Source organism: Winogradskyella ludwigii (assembly GCF_013403985.1).
GTDB classification, from domain to species: Bacteria; Bacteroidota; Bacteroidia; order Flavobacteriales; family Flavobacteriaceae; genus Winogradskyella; species Winogradskyella ludwigii.
Map to the genome: position 1 here is coordinate 103,928 of NZ_JABFDF010000003.1, position 19,248 is coordinate 123,175.

Below are 19,248 nucleotides of genomic sequence, written 5' to 3' on the forward strand. Positions count from 1 at the left end.
CTGACCTAGGTCAGTCTAAAAAAAATGCCCTAATCTATGGTATTAGATTAGGGCATTTTTATATAAGAAACTAGAATTTTCAATTTCTTATATCGTTTTTAAAACAATTAGTAAACAACTTCTAATTCATTATCTACTGTCCAAACTCCAGGAGAGTAATAGGCGGTTTTTCTAGCATCGTCTTTTTCTTTTAATGAGTGTACTTTCCCTTTTAAGGTTACAGTATGTCCATTAGTTATTACAGCAATACCTTTAGAGTCGATATCTGCAGAACGTTCAAATGCTTTTTTGATTTTGTTCTCAATATCTTTAGCATCTACTAAGTTTTTTAGTAAAATATTGTCAACAACATATTTTACACCTTGTAAGTTTTCTACAGCTTTTTTAGCGGCATGTTTTTCAAAATCCCACATAACTTCTCCAGATAGATAAACCCAACCGTTTTCAACTTTGACATCAATTTTACTAGAGGGCACTGAAATATTCCATTTTAAAGCATTAACTGCTGCTGCTGCTAGTTCTGCATCAGATTTCTTATAACCGTCTCCATAATGTACTTCGATTTCTTCTGCTACAGCTTTTACACCAAATACGTTTTTAGCAGCATTTTCTGCCTCACGTTTTTTTGCGTAACTGTCAACTGTTCCAGATAGTGTTACAATACCATCTTTTACAACAACACCAATTTGGGTTTCATCGATGCTTGGTTGCCATTCTAGCTCGTCTAAGACATCTTGTTTGATACTTGAATCTGTTCTCATGATTTTATGATTTAGATTAAACATTAATTAATAGTTCAAAGGTAATGTGGACTTAAAGTGTTGACACTGATCTAAATCAGAATAGTGTTTTTTTTGAAAATTTTAACAGCGCATAAATTATAGCTGATAGTTGAACACCTAGAAAAGCAATTGCCATGTCTTTTTGAGAGTCCCAGATGTCTCCTTGCGTTCCTAGATATGAAGCACCTTCTTCTACAAAAAAAACATTAGCCACCAACCATTCTATAATTTCATATAAGGCGCTTGCAGATAGAATTATTAAAATGGGAAGTACAAAAGCTTCGCGTTTTGAAAGTTTCAACCATTTTGAAAGTAATTCGTGCAATGGGAGGAACAGCAGAAATCCAAAACTAAAATGAACGAGTCTATCGTATGGATTTCTAGAGGTGTGGAGTACATCTTGAAGCCAAAAACCAAATGTATTATCTGCATAAGTATATTTAGAGCCATAAACATGTAAGCATAAAAAAACACAAATTAAGAGATAACTAAAATCGCTAAACCTGTGTTTTTTATAAGAGACTATTAAAAAAAGCAGCGCTATTACAGTTAACGTATTTTCTATAAGCCAATTCTTAATGTCTGTAGTACCAATTAGGGAATTTGCCCAAACGATACAAAACAACAAACCATACCAAAAAGTCTTATGTCCGATTACAGTAATAACACTGCTTTGCAATTTCATATCAAAATAATTATAAGTTGCTAGCTACTAATAGATTTAGCCGCTTTAATAAGCGATTTTGCTTCGTGAATTGAAGGGTAAACAGGAATTAGTTTTTTTCCTGTTTCAAACAATCCATAGACTGCTGTTTGTGCTGTTCTTACTGAGTATTCTACCGTAAACACAATATCTTTTGGTACCTCTGCAAACTGACCTAAAAAGGCAAAATTAGTTACGCCTTCAACTAAAACTTCGGGTCTATCTCCATATGCTCTTGGCATAAATAAGCTATCAATAAAAGGCATTGCTGTTGGAATACAGTTTACTTTTCCTTCAGCAACAATTGGTTTCATTAATTTCTGAATATTTAAATGATACCAAAGTTCTTCTAAGATTTCTTCACCTGTACATTCTGCCATTGTTTTATTAACATAATTTCCTTTTCTATCTGGATATAAACCATAACCCCAAAATACTTTAACATCTTTAGGTTGATTAGGGAAATGTGGTTGACGAGCAATTACAATAGACATCAGCCAATTAGAATCTGTCATGGTTACTAAACCACCAGTACCATCTACATTACCTGAGAAATTCTCCATGTAATCATGAAAGGTACTATCTTTCAACGTTGCTGTAAATGAATACCATTTTTGTAAATCTATATTGTCACAGAAAACACCAGGATTACCAAAAGCCTTATCTTTTTTAGCTATGTGTTTCCAAAGTTTCCAAGACCCAGATTCTGCAACCCCTTTTAGTTTTGCAGGTCTGTCCCAAGCGCCATTATCTGTACTATCTGTAATAGAACCATTGGTAATAAAAACGTAGTCATTTTCACCAAGCACTATTTCATTCTTATCTTTTAGATGTATTACAGCTGCTGTTTTTTTATCTGAAGATAAATCAAAATCTATATCTACAACTTCACATTTCATATCAAATACAACGCCTTTGTTTTCTAGATATTTTTTCATAGGACGCACTACAGAATCGTACTGATTATATTTTGTACGCATTACACCACCTAAACGATAAAGTCCATCTACTAAATGAATTAAACGTCTCATGTATCTTCTCATTTCGGCAACACTGCTCCATTTTTGAAAAGCAAACATTGTAGACCAAATGTACCAGAAGTTAGTTTCAAAAAAATCGTGATCGTACCAATCTTCAATTCTTTTGTTCTCTAATAATTTTTCAGACGTCATTAATAGTTTTAAGAAATCTGCTTGCTGTTTAAGTGAAAGTCCATAGGAAGATACATCTAGTTTTTTACCCTCTTTTAATAACCTCGCTTTTCCATTTGAAACAAACCTTTCATTAAATTCAAACGATTCATCCCTTACAGAAACCTTTGGATCTTCCAAAGATGGAATATAGGATAGTAAATCCCAGTAACACTCATAATGTTTTTCGTGCATTCTTCCACCTCTAACCACAAAACCGTCGTCTTCATTTCCTGCTCCATCTAAAGCACCACCAAGGATATTATCTTTTTCTAAAATATGAATGTTTTTTCCTTGCAAACCAGCATCTTTAACTAAATAAACAGCACTTGCAAGCGATGCTATTCCGCTACCAATAAGATATACTTTAGCATCTTTTGGATTTTTATTTTTATGTCGCTTCATAATTTTTATTTTTTCCTCAAGACAAGTGACTACTTTTCTTGAGATATTCTTATTGTTAACTGAAATCGTTTTTAATTTTCTTTAAACCAAATGCCAGAAATATTCGAAAAATACCTGCACTTACAAATGCCATCGCTGTCATGTAAATTATGCTTAAACCTGCAAAAACGGGATTAGCTAATAGTAGAAATGCAAACATTAAAGTGAGAAACCCTAAAAATAATAACCATCCCCAATTTGGAACATCAATAGCTTTAAACTGAAACGATAATCCAATAGCCATAAAGCCCTGAAACAATAGCCAAAAACCAACGTAAAAAGGTAAAATTGTCATTGTCATTAAGGGATGTGACATTAATAATAGGCCTATAATAAGATCTAGAATACCACCTGCGAGATACCAGCCCCAATTATTTATATCGTTTTTATTTGTAATAGAAAACAATATTTGAGATATACCTGAAACAAATATGAATACACTAAAAACAATACTTAAGGACACATAACTTGCTAATGGTGTTTGAAACACCCAAACTCCAGCAATGATGTATAAAATTCCAATTAAGAGTGATATCCACCAATTTCTCACTGTAGATTGTGCTGAACTTAATACTGTAGTTGCCATGATTTTTTTAATTCACATTGTTTTTAAATAGATCTTTTAAGGCAGTACCTAGTTCATTCATATCGTGAGTAAACTCGCGTTCAAATTTGCGTTCTGTAGCGATAGATGCCTCGTTAAAAGAAATTACTCCGTCTTTAAATGCTTTGCTTCTTTTTGCTAATTTTTCTTTTAATTCATTATTTTTTTGTTCAAGCTTATCGAGTTGTTGAGTCAACTTTTCTTTTTCACTTTTACTTGCTTTTGCAATTTTTTCTCTTAATAATTTGATTTCTTTTTCTGAATTTTCAATAGTTGTTTCAGATTCTGTTTTAAATTTTTGCCAGTCTGCACTTACTGCAGTTTTAATCTCTTTACTCGTGTCTTCTGCTCCTTGTTTTAAATCTTTGCTTAGTTCTTTAGCATCTTCTTTAGCTGCTTTTGCATCTTGTTTAGGGGCTTCGCCGCAGCTTGTTAAAACTGTTCCTGTCATAAATACTATTATGATGAAGGATAAAATATTTGTTTTCATAATTAATTGTTTTAAAAATTATTTTATTTGCTTGTTTTCCAAAAATCTCTGAGTCCAGCTAAAAGTTCATTCATATCTTTTACAAATGCATTTTCAAAAGTTGTTTTTAAGACTTTATCAGATTCATTAATACTTCCTAAGGTTGCTTTTAACTTTGTATTAAAATGTGCTAAACGCGTTTTTAAACTGTTCTTTTTTTGTTCTAACGAGTCTAGTGTAGTAATACGTTTTTGTTCTTCCTTTTTTCTGTCTGTTAAGATTTCTTTTCGTAATTCTTCTATTTGAAATTCTCTTTCTTTTATGGCAATCTGAGCATTGTTATAAAACACTTGCCAACTTACTTTTTGAGAATCTCTAGATGTTTCTGTGTCGTTTTTTGTTACAGAACCACATCTAATTGAACGAATAGAGAAGAGAATCACTATAGCAACCAAGAATAATATGTTTGCTTTTTTTAGCATTGCTTTACATTACTAATTCTCTTTTTTGTTTTAATCTGTAATTGTCCTTTAAAGTCATAGTAGAATCAAAATCATAAATATTTAAGACTCCTGTTTGTACTTCTACTTTAGAAATTTCAGTAGCTGGAATATTTAAAATCTCTGTCATTAAGGCTCTAATGGAATTTCCATGGGCAGAAACCAAAACGGTTTTACCTTTTACCAATTCTGGGACAATAGCTTCAAAATAATACTGAACAGCTCTTTGCTTTGTGTCTTCTAAAGATTCTGTAAGTGGCAAATCTGAGCTATTTAATAGCTTGTATTTTGTATCAAATCTTGGACATCTCTTATCGTCAATAGCTAGGGGAGGAGCAGCATCACTAAAACCACGTCTTACATTCCAAAAAAGCTCTTCGCCAATTTCTGCTCTTACCTTATCTTTATTTTGGCCTTGCCAAGCTCCATAATTTCGTTCATTTAGCTTCCAACTTTTAATGAAATCTATATGTGTTAAATCTGCTATTTCGAGTATAATCGAGGCTGTTTTTATCGCTCTTTTTAAATAAGATGAAAAACAAATATCAATATTTATATGTTCATCTCTAATCAGGTTTCCTGCTGTTTTAGCTTCTTCAATACCTTGAGGAGCAAGCTCTATGTCTGTCCACCCAGTAAATATATTTTCTATATTCCAGACACTTTTTCCGTGTCTTACTAATATTAACTTTCCCATGATTACTTTATTTATGAGATGGGATTAATCTTAAATTTTTAATCCACAATATCTTCGCCTAATGCGTTATGTAATTGATATAATTTTTCTTCTTGTCTTTTTATTCTCTTTTTTAACCTGTTTTTTCTTGCTTTTGTAAAAGAATTAGCAACAGTATGCTCAAAGCCTGCAAGTTGAGATTCCATTTTTTTGATTCGAGAATTAGTCTTGTCCTTAATCTCTTTTAAAGTAGATTTTCTTTTGGCTTCCAACTCAGCGATTTTAGCTTTTCGTTTTGCTTTTAAACTGGTAATCTTATTTTTGATCTTCGTTTTTTCGTCTGAAGTTGCTTTTTTAAGATGTTGACGTTCATCTTCAATTTCTTCTTCTAATTCTTCGATTTGTTCATCTATATAATCGTCGTATTCTAATTCTGCCTGACTTCGTATAATTTCAGAACTTATGGTTTTAAGCGCTTCATCAATGAACACTGGACTATCTTCTGCGACTTCTGCGATAATTGCAATGGTGCCAACATTCATTTTATTATTCACTTTCTTAATAAAATCATTTTCGAAATCAAAGTGATTAACATCCCAAATAGCGCCTGCAACAGTACCTGTGTAAAGACCAATTGCAAATCCTATTGGACCAGCCAATGCACCAGCTATTCCGCCTATGGCCATTCCAGAGAGTGTTCTCCATCCTGAACCATCTGTTTTATTATTTAGTACTTCGTATTGATTTTTTTCTGTTTTACGAATCATCATGTGTTCATAAAGTGTAATATCTCCATAAACATCTAGTTCTTTAATTTTGTGTAAAGCATCTATTGCTTTTGCCTCTTCCTTAAAAGGAATAACTATGATATTTGCCATTTTGTTTGTGTTTTTACCTAGAACTTTATTCTAGATTTAGTTCATATTAATTTTTATTAAAACGTATTTCTTAATCCGCCAATGATCCCATTTCTTCATCTAATTCTCTTAGCATAATCAACTCTTCTCCAAAGGCCTCTAATCTATCCATTAGGTATTGTACTTTGTTGAGTTCTTCGGCTTGTTCTTTGCAATACCATAAACCAAGTTCTACCACCATATAGTTTTCTTCTACATGAGCCATTTTAGTAAGGTCGTAACATTGTCTTGTGATTTCTTTTTCGTGTTCCAAGGCTGAAATTATGACATCAGGAAGGCTTAAAAAATCTTGTTTTGGTTTTTGTAGTGCTGGTGTTATTGGTCTTATGCCATTTGATAAAAGCATATTTTTTGCTTTTGTTGCGTGTACGGTTTCCTCGTCACTATATTGTTTAAATAGCTTGGCAGCTCCAACAAATCCTTTATCATCTAACCATGTTGACATGGCCAAGTATAATCTTGAAGAATACTCTTCTTGTTCTACTCTATAGTTAAGTAACTTAACCATAGCTTCACTTAAAAATTCTGATTTAGGTTTCATATCTTTTATTTTAAAAATTGTTATTCGTTTTAAATAATATTCAAAATTAGATAGTTATACTGCGAGCGACACTGACCTAGGTCAGCGTGATGAAAAAAAATGGATTTTTATATGTTATTGTTTTTTTTGCGTGAGTGATTATTCGTGGTTTATTATTTTTAAATTAATGAACTTATGAATATAAAAATGTTTGCAATGGTAATCCCATAGTCTTACAGCCAAGAAGAGCGAGAAATTGTAATGGAAATCGCGATCCTTGTGGTCACTCCCAAATTAATATCTAGTGCTACTATATAATCTTTTATGAATAATTATTTTGAGATTTATGAAAAAAAAGACCTCACAGGTTTTGAAAACTTGTGAGGTATATTCTGAAAATATTAGAGTTTCTAATTATTTTATTTTGGTATATTGAATTGATTACATCGTTTTTTCAAGAAATCTAAAAAAATCTTTTTTCAGTTTTGCGTAAATTTCGCGTTGTGTTTCTAGCCGGTTTCTAAATTCAATATGTTTTTTAGCTAAGTCCATATCTATAGCATCTTCACCTTCTAAACTTTGTCCTGCAATGCGTTCTTCATGTTGCTCTATGGATTCTTCTAATTCTTCAATGACGCTGCCGTGAAGTACAAATTCATTTTGATAGTGTTCTAATTGTGCTAATACATCTTTGTTTGTCCAACGTGTAACTAGTTCACTCAACCGGTTATTAAAAGATCTTAATTCATCTTTCCAAAACTCGAGTTCACCTTTCCACAGTCGGTGCTCAAAATGCATATTTGAGTTGTATAAAACTTCTGTTTTCATGATATATTTTTTTTAAATTAATATATTTCAAAGGTTGCGATTTATCTATTTATATGAAATGACTCAGGTCATTACTGAAAAAAAAAGACACAAAAAAGCTTATATTTTTATAATATCCGTTGGTGTTTGTACTAAAATGGTTTTGTCTCCATGCAATGCAATAGGTTGTTTCATGATTTCCGGGTTGTGCTGAATCATTTTTATCCAATCATCAGTAGATAAATTGTGATGGTCAAAGTGTGATTTATAGGAAGGATGTTCTTGGTTTATTAAACTAGCTACTTGGATGTGTAATTTTTCTGCCAATTCTACAATTTGTGTTCCTGTAAGTTTTGCTTTTAGTATATCGATATCTTCGAGTTTTAACCTTTCAGATTTTGCATAGGCTAAAGTTTGTTTTCCTATTTCCGATTTTGAATTGTAAAATAAGGTGATTTGTCTGTTTGATGTGGCTATCTCTCCCATGACTTCGATTTTTATAACTTATTAATTCTTATTTTTTCTTCTTCCACATATTGGTTCAATACATCTGTTAAGCTTTCTAGGTATTCTTCCATCACTTTTTTGTCTATATGAGGATGTTTACTAACAGGTAAAGTCATTGGGTTCTCATCCAAAGAACGATAGAGTTCTGGATAATTGGTTTCAATATTACTGGTCAATGCTGTTATCTGCGTTAATATGTTATGTAGATTTTTCATGGTGTAAATGCTTTTCAGGTTAAAAAAATCACTTTTATACAGCTTCTAGCTGCTGTATCAGTTCTTCTCGTTTTATTAAGTGTTCGGTAATTTGAAAAACATCTTTTCTGTTATTTCTAAAATCTTTTACAAACTGAGCGAGGTCGTCTTCCAATTGTGCGTGCTCTATTCTAAATTTTTGCGAATTGTACAGAAATGGATGCTCTATTAATTCTGCAATATGATGTAAATGAGTATTTATATTTTTTAATAATGCAGCACACTGCTTATCTACTTTAAGTAAGTTTATTTCAATATCCTGAACTTTATCTATATTCTCTTTATTTGAGATCCAAAGAAAATATTTATCAATAAGATCATGTGAGAATTTTAAATCGTCGTTATAAAAAAGAACGTCAGATTTCCAATGTTCTGTTAGCACATAAAGTTGATTCCAATTGGCTTCATTAATGTAATTGTCTTTTGGTCTGTATCTAAAATTAGTCATGATATTAAATATTTTAGTGTAAAGATAAATTAGAGGTTTAGAGTTTAAAATGACGTAGGTCATTTTCCATTTCTTATTATCTAAGTAATTTTGATTTATAATTGAAATGACCACCATCTCATGAAGACGATTCTATTTGCTACTGATTATTCCAAAAACTCTGAACTAGCGTTGAAATACGCTTACAATATGAGTACAAAAATGAAAGCTAAATTATTGGTAATTCATGTTTTTGATTATCCAACGATGTTAGACCATTTAAGTTTGGAAGCTGAAGACCCATTCCCTGATATTGAAGGTGAGACTCATAAAAAACACAATGCAAAACTTACTGCATTTTCTGAGCGTGTTCTAAATACTAGTGTGGCTACTATAAATATTGAAATAGAATCAATTGAGAATAAATCTGTAGTAAAAGGCATTATTAAAAAAGCTAATGAAATCAATGCTCTTTTAATTGTTATTGGAATTAAAGGACTTAGTGAAATCCGAGAAATTATTATGGGAAGTACAGCTAAGAATCTTATAGAAAATGCACCATGTCCTGTATTAACAATTCCTAATAACGTTGCAAATACACAAATTAAAACTATAATATACGCTACAGATTTTGAAGACGAAGATTTTGGTGCTATAAACGAGTTAGTAGAAATAGTGAAACCCTTCAATGCTAAAATAAAGATTTTGCATATTTCTCCATTAGATAAAACGATAGATAAAAGCGAAAAGAAAGAAATTGAAGCTAAAATTCATGAACATATTGTTTATCCTAATTTGGAACTAGATATTTTATATTCAAACGATGCCTTCAAGACACTAAAAAGTTACTTCGGTACTTCTAATGCAGACCTCATAGCAATGCTTGAGCGTAGGAGTAGTAGTTTTTCTTCAAAAGTGTTTCATAGAGACTTAGTAAAACGCTTGGAGTCTTATGGTAAAATTCCTTTACTAAGTTTTAATTCTAAAAATTATGGAATATTCCATTTAGAATAATTTACAAATTTAAAAAACAGAAATAATGACTAGAAGATTATTTAGAATAGTAATTGTAATTGCAATTGTTTTATGGATATTTCTCTTTTTTGCAAAAGCAACGTTTTCAAACAGCACATTAATTATTATCTCCAGTCTTATCTTTTTACTATTTAGTTTTGGTATTCAGGGATTGATTGCACATTCTATACGCCCACCAGAATCACGAGGAGAACTTATTACGTTTCCACTTTTAATGTGGTATTTTGGGCTTTAATGTTTTTGGTATTTGTATTTTTTATTATTCCTGTTTACTGTCCAAATTTTTTGATGGATATCTAAAATTAATACCATTTACTAAAATCACGTTCTAGTGAAATTTAAGTTGTTATTTTCTCTTATTATGTAATGCTTATAAAGGCTTTGAAATCTCTTAAATTCATCTTAATTAAGAAATAATCTAGCATTCAATTCTTATATTCGAAGTTGATTTTTTTTTCAAAAAAAACAACTTATATGATAAAAAAAGTATTTCTTACTCCGTTTCAAAAATTTGTAAAAATTGAAAGTTTTAGTGGTATTCTGCTTATGTTCTCCACAATTATTGCTTTAGTTTGGGCAAATTCATCCTTTGGAGATGTGTATCGAGAAATATGGCAATATGATATCGGAATTGTTACCGAAACTTTTGAATTTAAAAAACCCTTAATTCTTTGGATAAACGATGGATTAATGGCTGTATTCTTTTTTCTAATAGGCTTAGAAATAAAGCGCGAATTATTAATTGGAGAACTTAATACACCTAAGAAAATCGCCTTTCCGTTAGTTGGTGCATTAGGTGGAATGCTGGTGCCTGTACTTTTCTATTTAGTGCTTAATCAAAATCCAGAAACTACGAAAGGTTGGGGAATTCCTATGGCGACTGATATTGCCTTTTCACTAGCAATTCTAAACGTCTTAGGAAAACGCGTGCCATTAAGTCTTAAAGTCTTTTTAACGGCTTTTGCTATTGTAGATGATATTGGTGCCGTTTTAGTCATTGCCATATTTTATAGTGGTACAATTAATATTACGTTGTTATTAATTGCCTTAGTTATGTTGGCCGTTTTATATTTTCTGTCGTTTAAAGGTTACTATTCAAGATTTGTTATGTTTTTCTTCGGAGTAATCATTTGGTTCTTGTTTTTAAAATCAGGAATACATCCTACAGTGGCTGGTATTTTATTAGCGTTTTCAGTCCCAATTAGACAAAAAATAGATACATCAACATTTTTAGAACAATTAGAAAACGTTTATCAAGATATTAAAGGAGCAAGTGTATTACAAAAACCTATTCTTTCTACAGAGCAGATTCAGCATATAGATGATTTGGACGATTGGTCATCAAAATTTCAATCGCCATTGCAGCATTTAGAGCACAATTTACACGGTTGGGTGGCTTATTTTATTATTCCCATTTTTGCACTTGCAAACGCAGGTGTTTTAATCAGTGGAGCTGAAAATTTAAATACAGCTTTGGTAACTAATATTGTAATTTGTTTAATTTTAGGAAAAGGTATTGGCATTAGTGGTATTGTATTATTGGCTAAAAAAATTAAGTTAATTGAAGTTCCAAGTGATATTACTTTTCGTCATATTTTGGGTGTTTCATTTATCGCAGGTATTGGTTTTACAATGGCTATTTTTATAGCGAGTTTAGCATTTGCATCTACACCAGAATATATAGATTCGGCTAAAATTGGTATTCTTATTGGGTCTTTTATCTCAGCTATTATTGGATATACAATTTTACGAATGGACTCTAAAAAAGAGATAAAATAAAAAATCGCTTAGCGTTTTTAGGTAGAAGTTACAGCATAGAATTTATAAGATTTCAAAAAAGAAATGAGCACAACAGAACAGGCTTTAAAAGAACGGATTAAAGAACTCACATGTCTTTATGAGGTATCGTCTATTATTGGTAATACAGATGAGAATCTTATAGAAGATACATTAACAGCTGTTGCATTTAGTTTAAAAAAAGCATTTCAGTATTCTGAAGATACAGAGATTGCGATTAGTACAAGTGGGTTTTTAATTTCAACTTGTAATGTCGTTGAAAACGCAGAAAGTATTCAATCAGAAATAAGTATTTTTAATGAAAACAAAGGACAATTTACGGCTTATTTAAAGCCTTCAAATGCTCTTGAAAAGGTGTTTTTAAAGGAAGAACAATTATTATTAGATAATGTTGCTATAAAAATAGGAAGCTTATTAGAACGGATTGAAATTCAGAAAAATGAAGCCTCTTTAAAACGACAGATGGAACGTGCAGATCGTTTAGGAATCCTTGGCGAAATTACCGCTGGTATTGCCCATGAAATTAATACACCTTTAGCTAATATTTTGGGCTTTGCAGAATTATTAAAAAGTGATTTAGAGGAAAGAAAAGAATCTATAGCTGATATTGATAAAATTATTCAGAATGCCATATTCTCTAGAGAAGTTGTTAAAAAATTAATGTTTTTTGCTTGCGAAATGCCTCAAGAGAAAAAACGCATTAACATTGTACCAAACATTAAAAATGCAATCAATTTACTAGATGCTACGTTTAGAAAAGCGCAGGTAAAATATATTGTAAAAATTGAAGAAGAAGAAATGTGGTTGCGAGCAGATCCCATTCAGCTTACACAAATTATTTTCAATTTATTAATGAATGCCATTTACTTTTCTCCCAAAGAAGGTTTAGTAACTGTAGAAGTCACAACCACTAAAAAAGATATTATTTTAAATATTTTGGATGAAGGAAAAGGGTTTGAAATAGACGATTTGGAAAAAATATTTCAACCTTTCTTTACCACAAAACCAACAGGAGATGGTTCTGGTTTAGGGTTAAGTGTGGTACACGGAATTGTAGCATCACATAAAGGACGGATTGTTGCCCAAAATAATAAAAACAAAGGGGCTATATTTACCATAACACTTCCAAAAGATTGATTTTTAACTATGCAATTACACAAAGAAAACATATTAATTGTTGATGATGACGTAAACATTCTCGAACTGTTACAACGTCATTTGCAATCATGGAATTACCATGTTTTCAAAGCTATTTCCGTAAAGGAGGCTGTTGTTATTTTGCGAGATACTAAAATCGATTTATTAATTACCGATTTAAAAATGCCAGAAGTAGATGGTTTTGAACTCATCCAATTTGTATCTGAGCATTACCCAAAATTACCAAAACTAGTAGTAACAGGTTATCCTTCAGTTCAAGACTCGTTATCTGCAATAAAGTCTGGAGTCGTAGATTATTTAACAAAACCCTTTACTAAAGAAGAGTTAAAATTGGCACTGACTAAGTCTATAAGTAGTCAAGATATTAAAAATGATGACTATAAGCAATCAACTAATTCTAAGGATAAAGCTTATGGAGAACTTATTGGGAATTCCGAAAAGTTAAATAACGTTATTCAAATTATAGAGCGTGTAAAAGATAATAAAGCTACCGTTTTTATAAAAGGAGAAAGTGGTACAGGAAAAGAATTGGTTGCAAGAGCTATTCATTATCAAGGTAAATTCTCTAGAGCACCATTTATTGCTGTTAATTGTGGTGCCATACCAGAAAACTTATTAGAATCCGAACTATTTGGATATTTGAAAGGTGCTTTTACAGGAGCAGAAACTAATAGAAACGGGTTTTTTCAGGCAGCAGATGGAGGGACTATTTTTTTAGATGAAATAGGAAACGCTTCGCTTGCTGTACAATCGAGATTATTACGAGTGCTTCAAGAAAAGGAAGTGGTAAAAGTTGGTGCAACTAAAGCAGAAAAAATTGACATTAGAATTATTGCAGCAACCAATAGCGACCTGCGAGAAATGATTCAGAATAAAACCTTTAGAGACGATTTATTTTACCGACTAACCGTTGTAGAAATAAACGTTGCACCATTAAGAGAACGTAAAGAGGATATAGAACCTTTGGTAGATAAATTCCTCTTTAAATATGGGGTAGAGTATAAAGATCGTTTTCTTAAAATAACACCAGACGCGTTAGCTATTTTAAAACGTTACAATTGGCCAGGAAATATTAGAGAATTAGAAAACGTTATTCAACGTGCTGTAATTATGTGTGACAAAGTTATTGATGTCACACATTTGCCAGAGCATTTAAAATATACGTTATCGTTTTCTTCAGAAAATCTTCAACCTTTAAAAGTTATAGAAAAAAAATACATCGAAAAAGTATTGAGAGCTACAGGTAATAATAAAACTAAGGCCGCAGAAATTCTTCAAATAGACCGAAAAACTATTCGGCAAAAACTCTCAGAATAGCCCTTTTTTTACTGATACAAATTTACTCAACCGGGTAATTTTGTACCACTTCATATATTACTTAAATTATATTGATTGTTATTGAAACCCTTTATTTATAAGGGTTTTTCTATTTGTAATAAACAATAGTATTTGTTTTGGCACAGCCATTGCCTTTTGGTAGGTGTATAACAGTAATACTTTTTTAATATGAATCAATTTAATATTTGTCCAAGTTGTATACATCTCCATAATTGTGTGTTAACAGCTCAAAAAGATAAAGTTTGGTCATGTAGTGAGTTTGATGAAACCCAACCAAGCAACGTCGATTTAATTAAGACAGAACAGCCAAAACGTACACTAGAATTAGTTTAATTTTTTAGAAATAGAATTATGATTTATAACGCATTAATGTCAGTGTTTAGGTCTCGCAGTTTAATAGAAAAAAAATCTGTATTGAGATCATCTAGAAGTAAATATATCAATGAGAAATATCAGGAAAGATCTATAACTAACCGTTATTTTAAATAAGAATTTTAATTATAAATAAATGACAACAATAACTGCGAATTTGAAAAAATCGGCAAAAAAAATGCCTTTAAAAGGGATGATGGATAACGTGATGGAGCAATTTAATAGTGCTGCAGATCATATTAATTTACATCCTAACATCCGAAAAATTCTAAGCATCACTAACAATGAAGTTTTGGTAAATTTTCCTGTAAAAATGGATAATGGAGACGTCGAAATCTTTACAGGCTATCGTGTACAACATAATAATGCATTAGGTCCTTATAAAGGCGGATTGCGTTATCACCCAACTGTAGATTTAGATGCCGCTCGTGCTTTAGCGATGTGGATGACTTGGAAAACTTCATTAGCAGGTTTGCCTTATGGAGGTGGTAAAGGAGGTATAAAAATAGATCCTTCAAAGTATTCAGAATCAGAATTAGAGCGCATTACAAGACGTTTTACGTTTGCATTGGCCGATAATATTGGTCCAGAACACGATATACCTGCACCAGATGTTAATACCAACAGCCAAACAATGGCATGGATTGCAGATACTTATATGAGTACAAGACCACCTGCACAACGTACTGCAAACCAGCATGTCGTTACAGGTAAGCCAGACGGAAGTGGAGGCTTAGAAGGTAGAGATAGAGCCACAGGATTTGGAGTCTATTTAACTATTAAGTTTTGGGCAGAGAAAAATAAGGTGAGTTTAGATGACAAAACATTTATTGTACAAGGTTTTGGAAATGTTGGTTATTGGGCGGCACATTTCTTAGAAAAAGATGGAGCCAAATTAGTAGCTGTACAAGATGCTCATGGAAGTATTAAAAACGCTAAAGGAATAAACGTGGAAGATTTATTTAATTATACTAAAGTTAACAATGGTAGCATTGTAGATTTTCCAAATTCTAAGTTGGTAGATAAGAAAGACTTCTTCACTTTAGATTGCGATATCTTAATTCCTGCAGCCTTAGGAAATCAAATTACAAAAGAAAATGCACCAAAAATTAAAGCAAAATTAATTGCAGAAGGTGCTAATGGTCCAACAAATGTAGATGGTGAAGCCATACTTTTAGAAAGAGGTATCGCTATTATACCAGATATTTTATGTAATTCGGGAGGTGTAATTGGTAGTTATTTTGAATGGTTACAAAACCGAAATGGTGAGATATGGCATTTAGAAGAAGTCATGGAAAAACTAAGTAAAAAGCTAAAAGGGTCATTTGATAAAGTCTTCGACTATTCTGAGCGTCAGGCGATAGATATGAGAACTGCTGCATTTTGTATCGCTATAGAGCGCATTGAAAAAGCGTATGTGCAAAGAGGAATTTTTCCATAAATCTATAAAGTATATAAAATGAAATACGGAAGTATAATTTTAGAAAAGAAAGAATACGTATACTTAAAACGCATACTTAATATATCTGGTTACGCAGGAGATCTCGAAACACAAAAATGCTTAATGTCTCTGGCCAATGAGCTTAAAACAGCTCATATTGTAGATGAAGACGAAATGCCTAAAGATGTCATAAGATTTAATAGTACAGTTACTTTGGTTTTAGAAAATGGAGTAGAGAAGGTGCTGCAACTGGTAATTCCTTCAGAAAGAGACATAAAGCAAAGTAAAATTTCAGTGCTAACTCCAATGGGTTCTGCTTTAATTGGCTATTCTGTAGACGATACTGTTCAGTGGGATTTTCCTTCGGGAAAACAGAATTTCAGTATCATTAATGTCGTACAAGACTGCACTTATAGAGAAACAGAGATTACGGAACAATTCAAAACCTAATTTAAGTAATAGGTATTAATTGGATAAATAAACACAATGTAGAGTTTAAAATTCAGCATAGCATAAAATTTTTGTTATGCTGAAATAAACGGATACTGTATTAATATTAAAACTATGGATACAACTCATAACACCGAAATATTTCACCATGATTCTGACGTCGATGTCACGCATAAAATCAACACTATGGAACTAGATAATTGGATTAACCATTTAAAATATATAAAAAAGGAATTGGTTAATCTAACTAGTATATGCTCGGAAGGTTTTAATGCAAAATTAGAAGACATTAATGTTGAAGAACGTTTTCAAAAAAAGAAAACCCAAAATAAAATATTGCTAGAAGCACTTATTAAATATTCTAATTCTAGAGTCCATATAGTGGAGTGTGAAGATACACAATGCGATATGGTATATATAAAAGAACATGAGAGTTACCGTAGAAGCTATTTGTACCATTTGGATAAATACAGAAGGTTAAAGGATGAATTCTTTAATAAAGTACAAGGAAAGTTTACACTTTTAAAAGTTAATTGATTTTAGATCATTGGACAGAGCTTTAACGTACAAAATGGAATCTTACAGAAGATTATCCATTCAAAAAGATTTAGCGGAATTGTGTTCTTGGATCAACAATCTAGAATATTTTAATACAGAGTTAGATAATTTTAAAATTGTAGAAAAACAACTTTTAAAGGACACCACCATAGCATTAAGTATACAAGCTATACGAAGAAAGAATATTCTTAATATGGCAGCTTTATGCAAATATGAGCAAGAATTAAAAGCCGAATATGAGTATGGAAAAACGGACTATGATTTTAGCAGAGCAAAGGTGCATGAGTTAAGACGAGCAAATTACAGTAAGCTTTTAAAGGATTACCAACTTTTTAGAAGTCAATTTTATACAGCATTAAAAAGACTTCATCGTAAGTAATTAGTAAACCTTCAAGTTGATTTTTTAAACTTGTCTAGGACCACAGCGACACCACAACTTAATAGTAGAGTAGAGTGATTTTTAGTTATTGCATCTGAAGCTGAAACCGCAACTGTTTTCATGGTTATTCTTAAGAGATAAATATCAATTTTAAAAGTATAGAAATATGAAGAAGATTTTAATTCCCACAGACTTTTCAATTAATAGTTTACATACAATAGATTATATCATTGATTTTTTTAAATATGAAGAGTGTCAATTTTACTTTCTTAATAATTACACCTATGATTCTAGTGGCTTAAATGCTATTGAATTACTTCAAGCAGATGATGACTGGTTCGAAAAACCAAAAAAAGAATCATTACTGCAATTAGGTAAATTGGTAGAACAACACACGTTGAATTCTAATAACTCAAAGCATGAGTTTAATGCTATTTCCAAATGTATAACTCTAGTTGATGGGATAAAAAATAGTATTGAAGAGATCGCTATAGATTTAGTGATTCTTTCTGGTAGCGTAGGGAAATCGATTAGTAAACATAATGAGAGCATATTAGAAAAAATAAGATCCTGTCCTTTTTTAATTGTGCCACCAAATGCAGCTGTTAGTAATGATGTTTATATAACTATTGCTTCAGATTTTAAACAAAAAGTTAATACAATTGAAATTGATAAATTTTGTAAAACGCTAACAAACACAAATTATAAAATAGGAATTTTAGTGCTTGAGGAATCTAACACCTTAGATATAGATGCAGCTAATAACTTAGAAATATTTACTGCTTACCTAAAGATCTATTCAGGAAAAAAAATAGACATTGAATATATACATTCATCTAAAGAGCTTAAAAACTATGCGGTTTCTCATCATGATGATATAATATGTGTGATAGACCAAAAACCGAACCTGTTCAGAATAATAGGACTTTATAAATCTAAAGTTATTTCTAAAATAGGTCAATTACGTCATAATACGGTTTTAACCATTCATCAATAAAAAAAGAGACTTATGAGTAATCGTAAATATTATAGTATTGCTATTCTCTTAGGAATTTTAATTATTGTGTTATTGTCTTGGTTGGTACCAGCACCAATTTTTAGTAATTAAAATATAAGTAGAATATATCATTCTAAGATACAAAAAAGCCTCACTATTTTTTGTAATCGCACTAGGATTCGAACCTTGGATAGCCTGCTTAGAAGACCAAAAAACTGACTAGTTTTATTAGTAATATTGTTTGTAAATAATTGATTTTGTGTTGTTTATTTGGGGTTTTAAATTGTTTGATATCAATTGTACTCAAACAAAAGTGTACGTAAAGTATGCGTGATTTTTACTGCTTATATATTTAAAGTTACGGAGAAATGGCACGAGCAAAATTAATTTTGGATACTAGTACTAAGTCAAAAACTGCGAATGAAGGGTTGTTTCCAATCCAAGGGTAAAGTTTCATAAGATTACAGGAACTTTTTTAACTGAATTTGAGATAGAACTTTAGTCAATAGGAAATTCTAAAAATGGTATAAGGTCATACGCTAGAGCAATTAGAGCTATTTATTATAGTGCAATTAAAGAAGATGTATTTATAAATATCTTTTTTATAGTTACAAAATTCCATTTACAGCGAGAACAAAAAAAAGCATTATCTAGAGAAAAAATAATTGCTATTCGAAATTTGAAGAAAACAATTCTCTGTGGTTATAAAATTTCAAAACCTTATAATCATTTTTAGGAGTAGTCCTTGGTTAACCAAAAAATAAATCTTTTTTTTTATTTTTAATAAAAAAAGTAAGATTTTTCGTTAAAAAGCATAATAAAATCGTTAAATAAATCATTTCACAAGAAATGAGTATGTTTTTGGGTCAAAAAAGCAAAGCGCAATCGTTTTAAATGCTTATTTTTGTTAAATCTTATAAATC

Annotated in this window: 24 protein-coding genes; 11 read left to right on the forward strand and 13 right to left on the reverse strand. The window is 31.1% G+C overall.

Features of this window, described 5'->3' with window-relative positions; all coding sequences use genetic code 11:
* Positions 1-107: 107 nt before the first annotated feature.
* The 13 genes from HM981_RS08925 to HM981_RS08985 all read right to left on the reverse strand — a co-directional run bounded on the left by HM981_RS08925 (position 108) and on the right by HM981_RS08985 (position 8,821).
* Positions 108-761, reverse strand: coding sequence for a BON domain-containing protein (locus tag HM981_RS08925; RefSeq protein WP_179338443.1), 654 nt, complete (start codon positions 759-761; stop codon positions 108-110).
* A 76-nt stretch (positions 762-837) separates the two neighbouring features.
* Positions 838-1,467: a DUF2238 domain-containing protein gene (locus tag HM981_RS08930; RefSeq protein WP_179338444.1), complete on the reverse strand. Its 630-nt coding sequence runs from the start codon at positions 1,465-1,467 to the stop codon at positions 838-840.
* A gap of 20 nt (positions 1,468-1,487) precedes the next feature.
* Complete coding sequence (locus HM981_RS08935) at positions 1,488-3,080, reverse strand: oleate hydratase (protein ID WP_179338445.1); 1,593 nt, start codon at positions 3,078-3,080, stop codon at positions 1,488-1,490.
* A gap of 55 nt (positions 3,081-3,135) precedes the next feature.
* Entirely contained in the window at positions 3,136-3,705 is a 570-nt protein-coding gene (locus HM981_RS08940; protein ID WP_179338446.1) for an HdeD family acid-resistance protein, read from the reverse strand.
* A gap of 7 nt (positions 3,706-3,712) precedes the next feature.
* Complete coding sequence (locus HM981_RS08945) at positions 3,713-4,213, reverse strand: hypothetical protein (RefSeq protein ID WP_179338447.1); 501 nt, start codon at positions 4,211-4,213, stop codon at positions 3,713-3,715.
* 23 nt (positions 4,214-4,236) lie between these two features.
* Entirely contained in the window at positions 4,237-4,674 is a 438-nt protein-coding gene (locus HM981_RS08950; RefSeq protein ID WP_179338448.1) for a hypothetical protein, read from the reverse strand.
* A gap of 4 nt (positions 4,675-4,678) precedes the next feature.
* Positions 4,679-5,389 (reverse strand): 2,3-bisphosphoglycerate-dependent phosphoglycerate mutase, encoded by a 711-nt coding sequence (locus tag HM981_RS08955; protein WP_179338449.1) that lies wholly within the window; start codon positions 5,387-5,389, stop codon positions 4,679-4,681.
* 38 nt (positions 5,390-5,427) lie between these two features.
* Positions 5,428-6,246, reverse strand: coding sequence for a DUF1269 domain-containing protein (locus HM981_RS08960; RefSeq protein WP_179338450.1), 819 nt, complete (start codon positions 6,244-6,246; stop codon positions 5,428-5,430).
* 70 nt (positions 6,247-6,316) lie between these two features.
* Positions 6,317-6,826, reverse strand: coding sequence for a ferritin (locus tag HM981_RS08965; RefSeq protein ID WP_179338451.1), 510 nt, complete (start codon positions 6,824-6,826; stop codon positions 6,317-6,319).
* A gap of 420 nt (positions 6,827-7,246) precedes the next feature.
* Entirely contained in the window at positions 7,247-7,633 is a 387-nt protein-coding gene (locus tag HM981_RS08970; protein ID WP_179338452.1) for a hypothetical protein, read from the reverse strand.
* Between the two features lie 99 nt (positions 7,634-7,732).
* Positions 7,733-8,098, reverse strand: a complete 366-nt coding sequence (locus HM981_RS08975; protein WP_179338453.1) for an arsenate reductase family protein — start codon at positions 8,096-8,098, stop codon at positions 7,733-7,735.
* A gap of 11 nt (positions 8,099-8,109) precedes the next feature.
* Entirely contained in the window at positions 8,110-8,334 is a 225-nt protein-coding gene (locus HM981_RS08980) for a hypothetical protein (RefSeq protein ID WP_179338454.1), read from the reverse strand.
* 34 nt (positions 8,335-8,368) lie between these two features.
* Positions 8,369-8,821 carry a hypothetical protein gene (locus HM981_RS08985; RefSeq protein ID WP_179338455.1) on the reverse strand — a complete coding sequence of 151 codons (453 nt, stop codon included), beginning with the start codon at positions 8,819-8,821 and terminating at the stop codon, positions 8,369-8,371.
* A 120-nt stretch (positions 8,822-8,941) separates the two neighbouring features.
* Here HM981_RS08985 and HM981_RS08990 point away from each other — a divergent pair, with 120 nt between their 5' ends.
* The 11 genes from HM981_RS08990 to HM981_RS09040 all read left to right on the forward strand — a co-directional run bounded on the left by HM981_RS08990 (position 8,942) and on the right by HM981_RS09040 (position 18,325).
* Positions 8,942-9,814 (forward strand): universal stress protein, encoded by an 873-nt coding sequence (locus tag HM981_RS08990; RefSeq protein ID WP_179338456.1) that lies wholly within the window; start codon positions 8,942-8,944, stop codon positions 9,812-9,814.
* 25 nt (positions 9,815-9,839) lie between these two features.
* Complete coding sequence (locus HM981_RS08995) at positions 9,840-10,070, forward strand: hypothetical protein (protein ID WP_179338457.1); 231 nt, start codon at positions 9,840-9,842, stop codon at positions 10,068-10,070.
* Positions 10,071-10,309: 239 nt separating this feature from the next.
* Entirely contained in the window at positions 10,310-11,614 is a 1,305-nt protein-coding gene (nhaA, locus tag HM981_RS09000; RefSeq protein WP_179338458.1) for a Na+/H+ antiporter NhaA, read from the forward strand.
* 63 nt (positions 11,615-11,677) lie between these two features.
* Positions 11,678-12,769, forward strand: a complete 1,092-nt coding sequence (locus tag HM981_RS09005; RefSeq protein ID WP_179338459.1) for a sensor histidine kinase — start codon at positions 11,678-11,680, stop codon at positions 12,767-12,769.
* A 9-nt stretch (positions 12,770-12,778) separates the two neighbouring features.
* Positions 12,779-14,107: a sigma-54-dependent transcriptional regulator gene (locus HM981_RS09010; RefSeq protein ID WP_179338460.1), complete on the forward strand. Its 1,329-nt coding sequence runs from the start codon at positions 12,779-12,781 to the stop codon at positions 14,105-14,107.
* Positions 14,108-14,296: 189 nt separating this feature from the next.
* Complete coding sequence (locus HM981_RS09015) at positions 14,297-14,461, forward strand: hypothetical protein (protein ID WP_179338461.1); 165 nt, start codon at positions 14,297-14,299, stop codon at positions 14,459-14,461.
* Positions 14,462-14,636: 175 nt separating this feature from the next.
* Positions 14,637-15,941: a Glu/Leu/Phe/Val family dehydrogenase gene (locus HM981_RS09020; protein ID WP_179338462.1), complete on the forward strand. Its 1,305-nt coding sequence runs from the start codon at positions 14,637-14,639 to the stop codon at positions 15,939-15,941.
* 18 nt (positions 15,942-15,959) lie between these two features.
* The gene (locus HM981_RS09025) at positions 15,960-16,391 is read left to right on the forward strand and encodes a GreA/GreB family elongation factor (RefSeq protein ID WP_179338463.1); all 432 of its coding nucleotides are present in this window, start codon (positions 15,960-15,962) and stop codon (positions 16,389-16,391) included.
* 114 nt (positions 16,392-16,505) lie between these two features.
* A complete protein-coding gene (locus HM981_RS09030; RefSeq protein ID WP_179338464.1) occupies positions 16,506-16,928 on the forward strand; it encodes a hypothetical protein in 423 nt (140 codons plus the stop codon).
* A gap of 34 nt (positions 16,929-16,962) precedes the next feature.
* A complete protein-coding gene (locus tag HM981_RS09035; RefSeq protein WP_246286198.1) occupies positions 16,963-17,328 on the forward strand; it encodes a hypothetical protein in 366 nt (121 codons plus the stop codon).
* 166 nt (positions 17,329-17,494) lie between these two features.
* Positions 17,495-18,325 (forward strand): universal stress protein, encoded by an 831-nt coding sequence (locus HM981_RS09040; RefSeq protein WP_179338466.1) that lies wholly within the window; start codon positions 17,495-17,497, stop codon positions 18,323-18,325.
* The last annotated feature ends 923 nt before the right edge of the window (positions 18,326-19,248 follow it).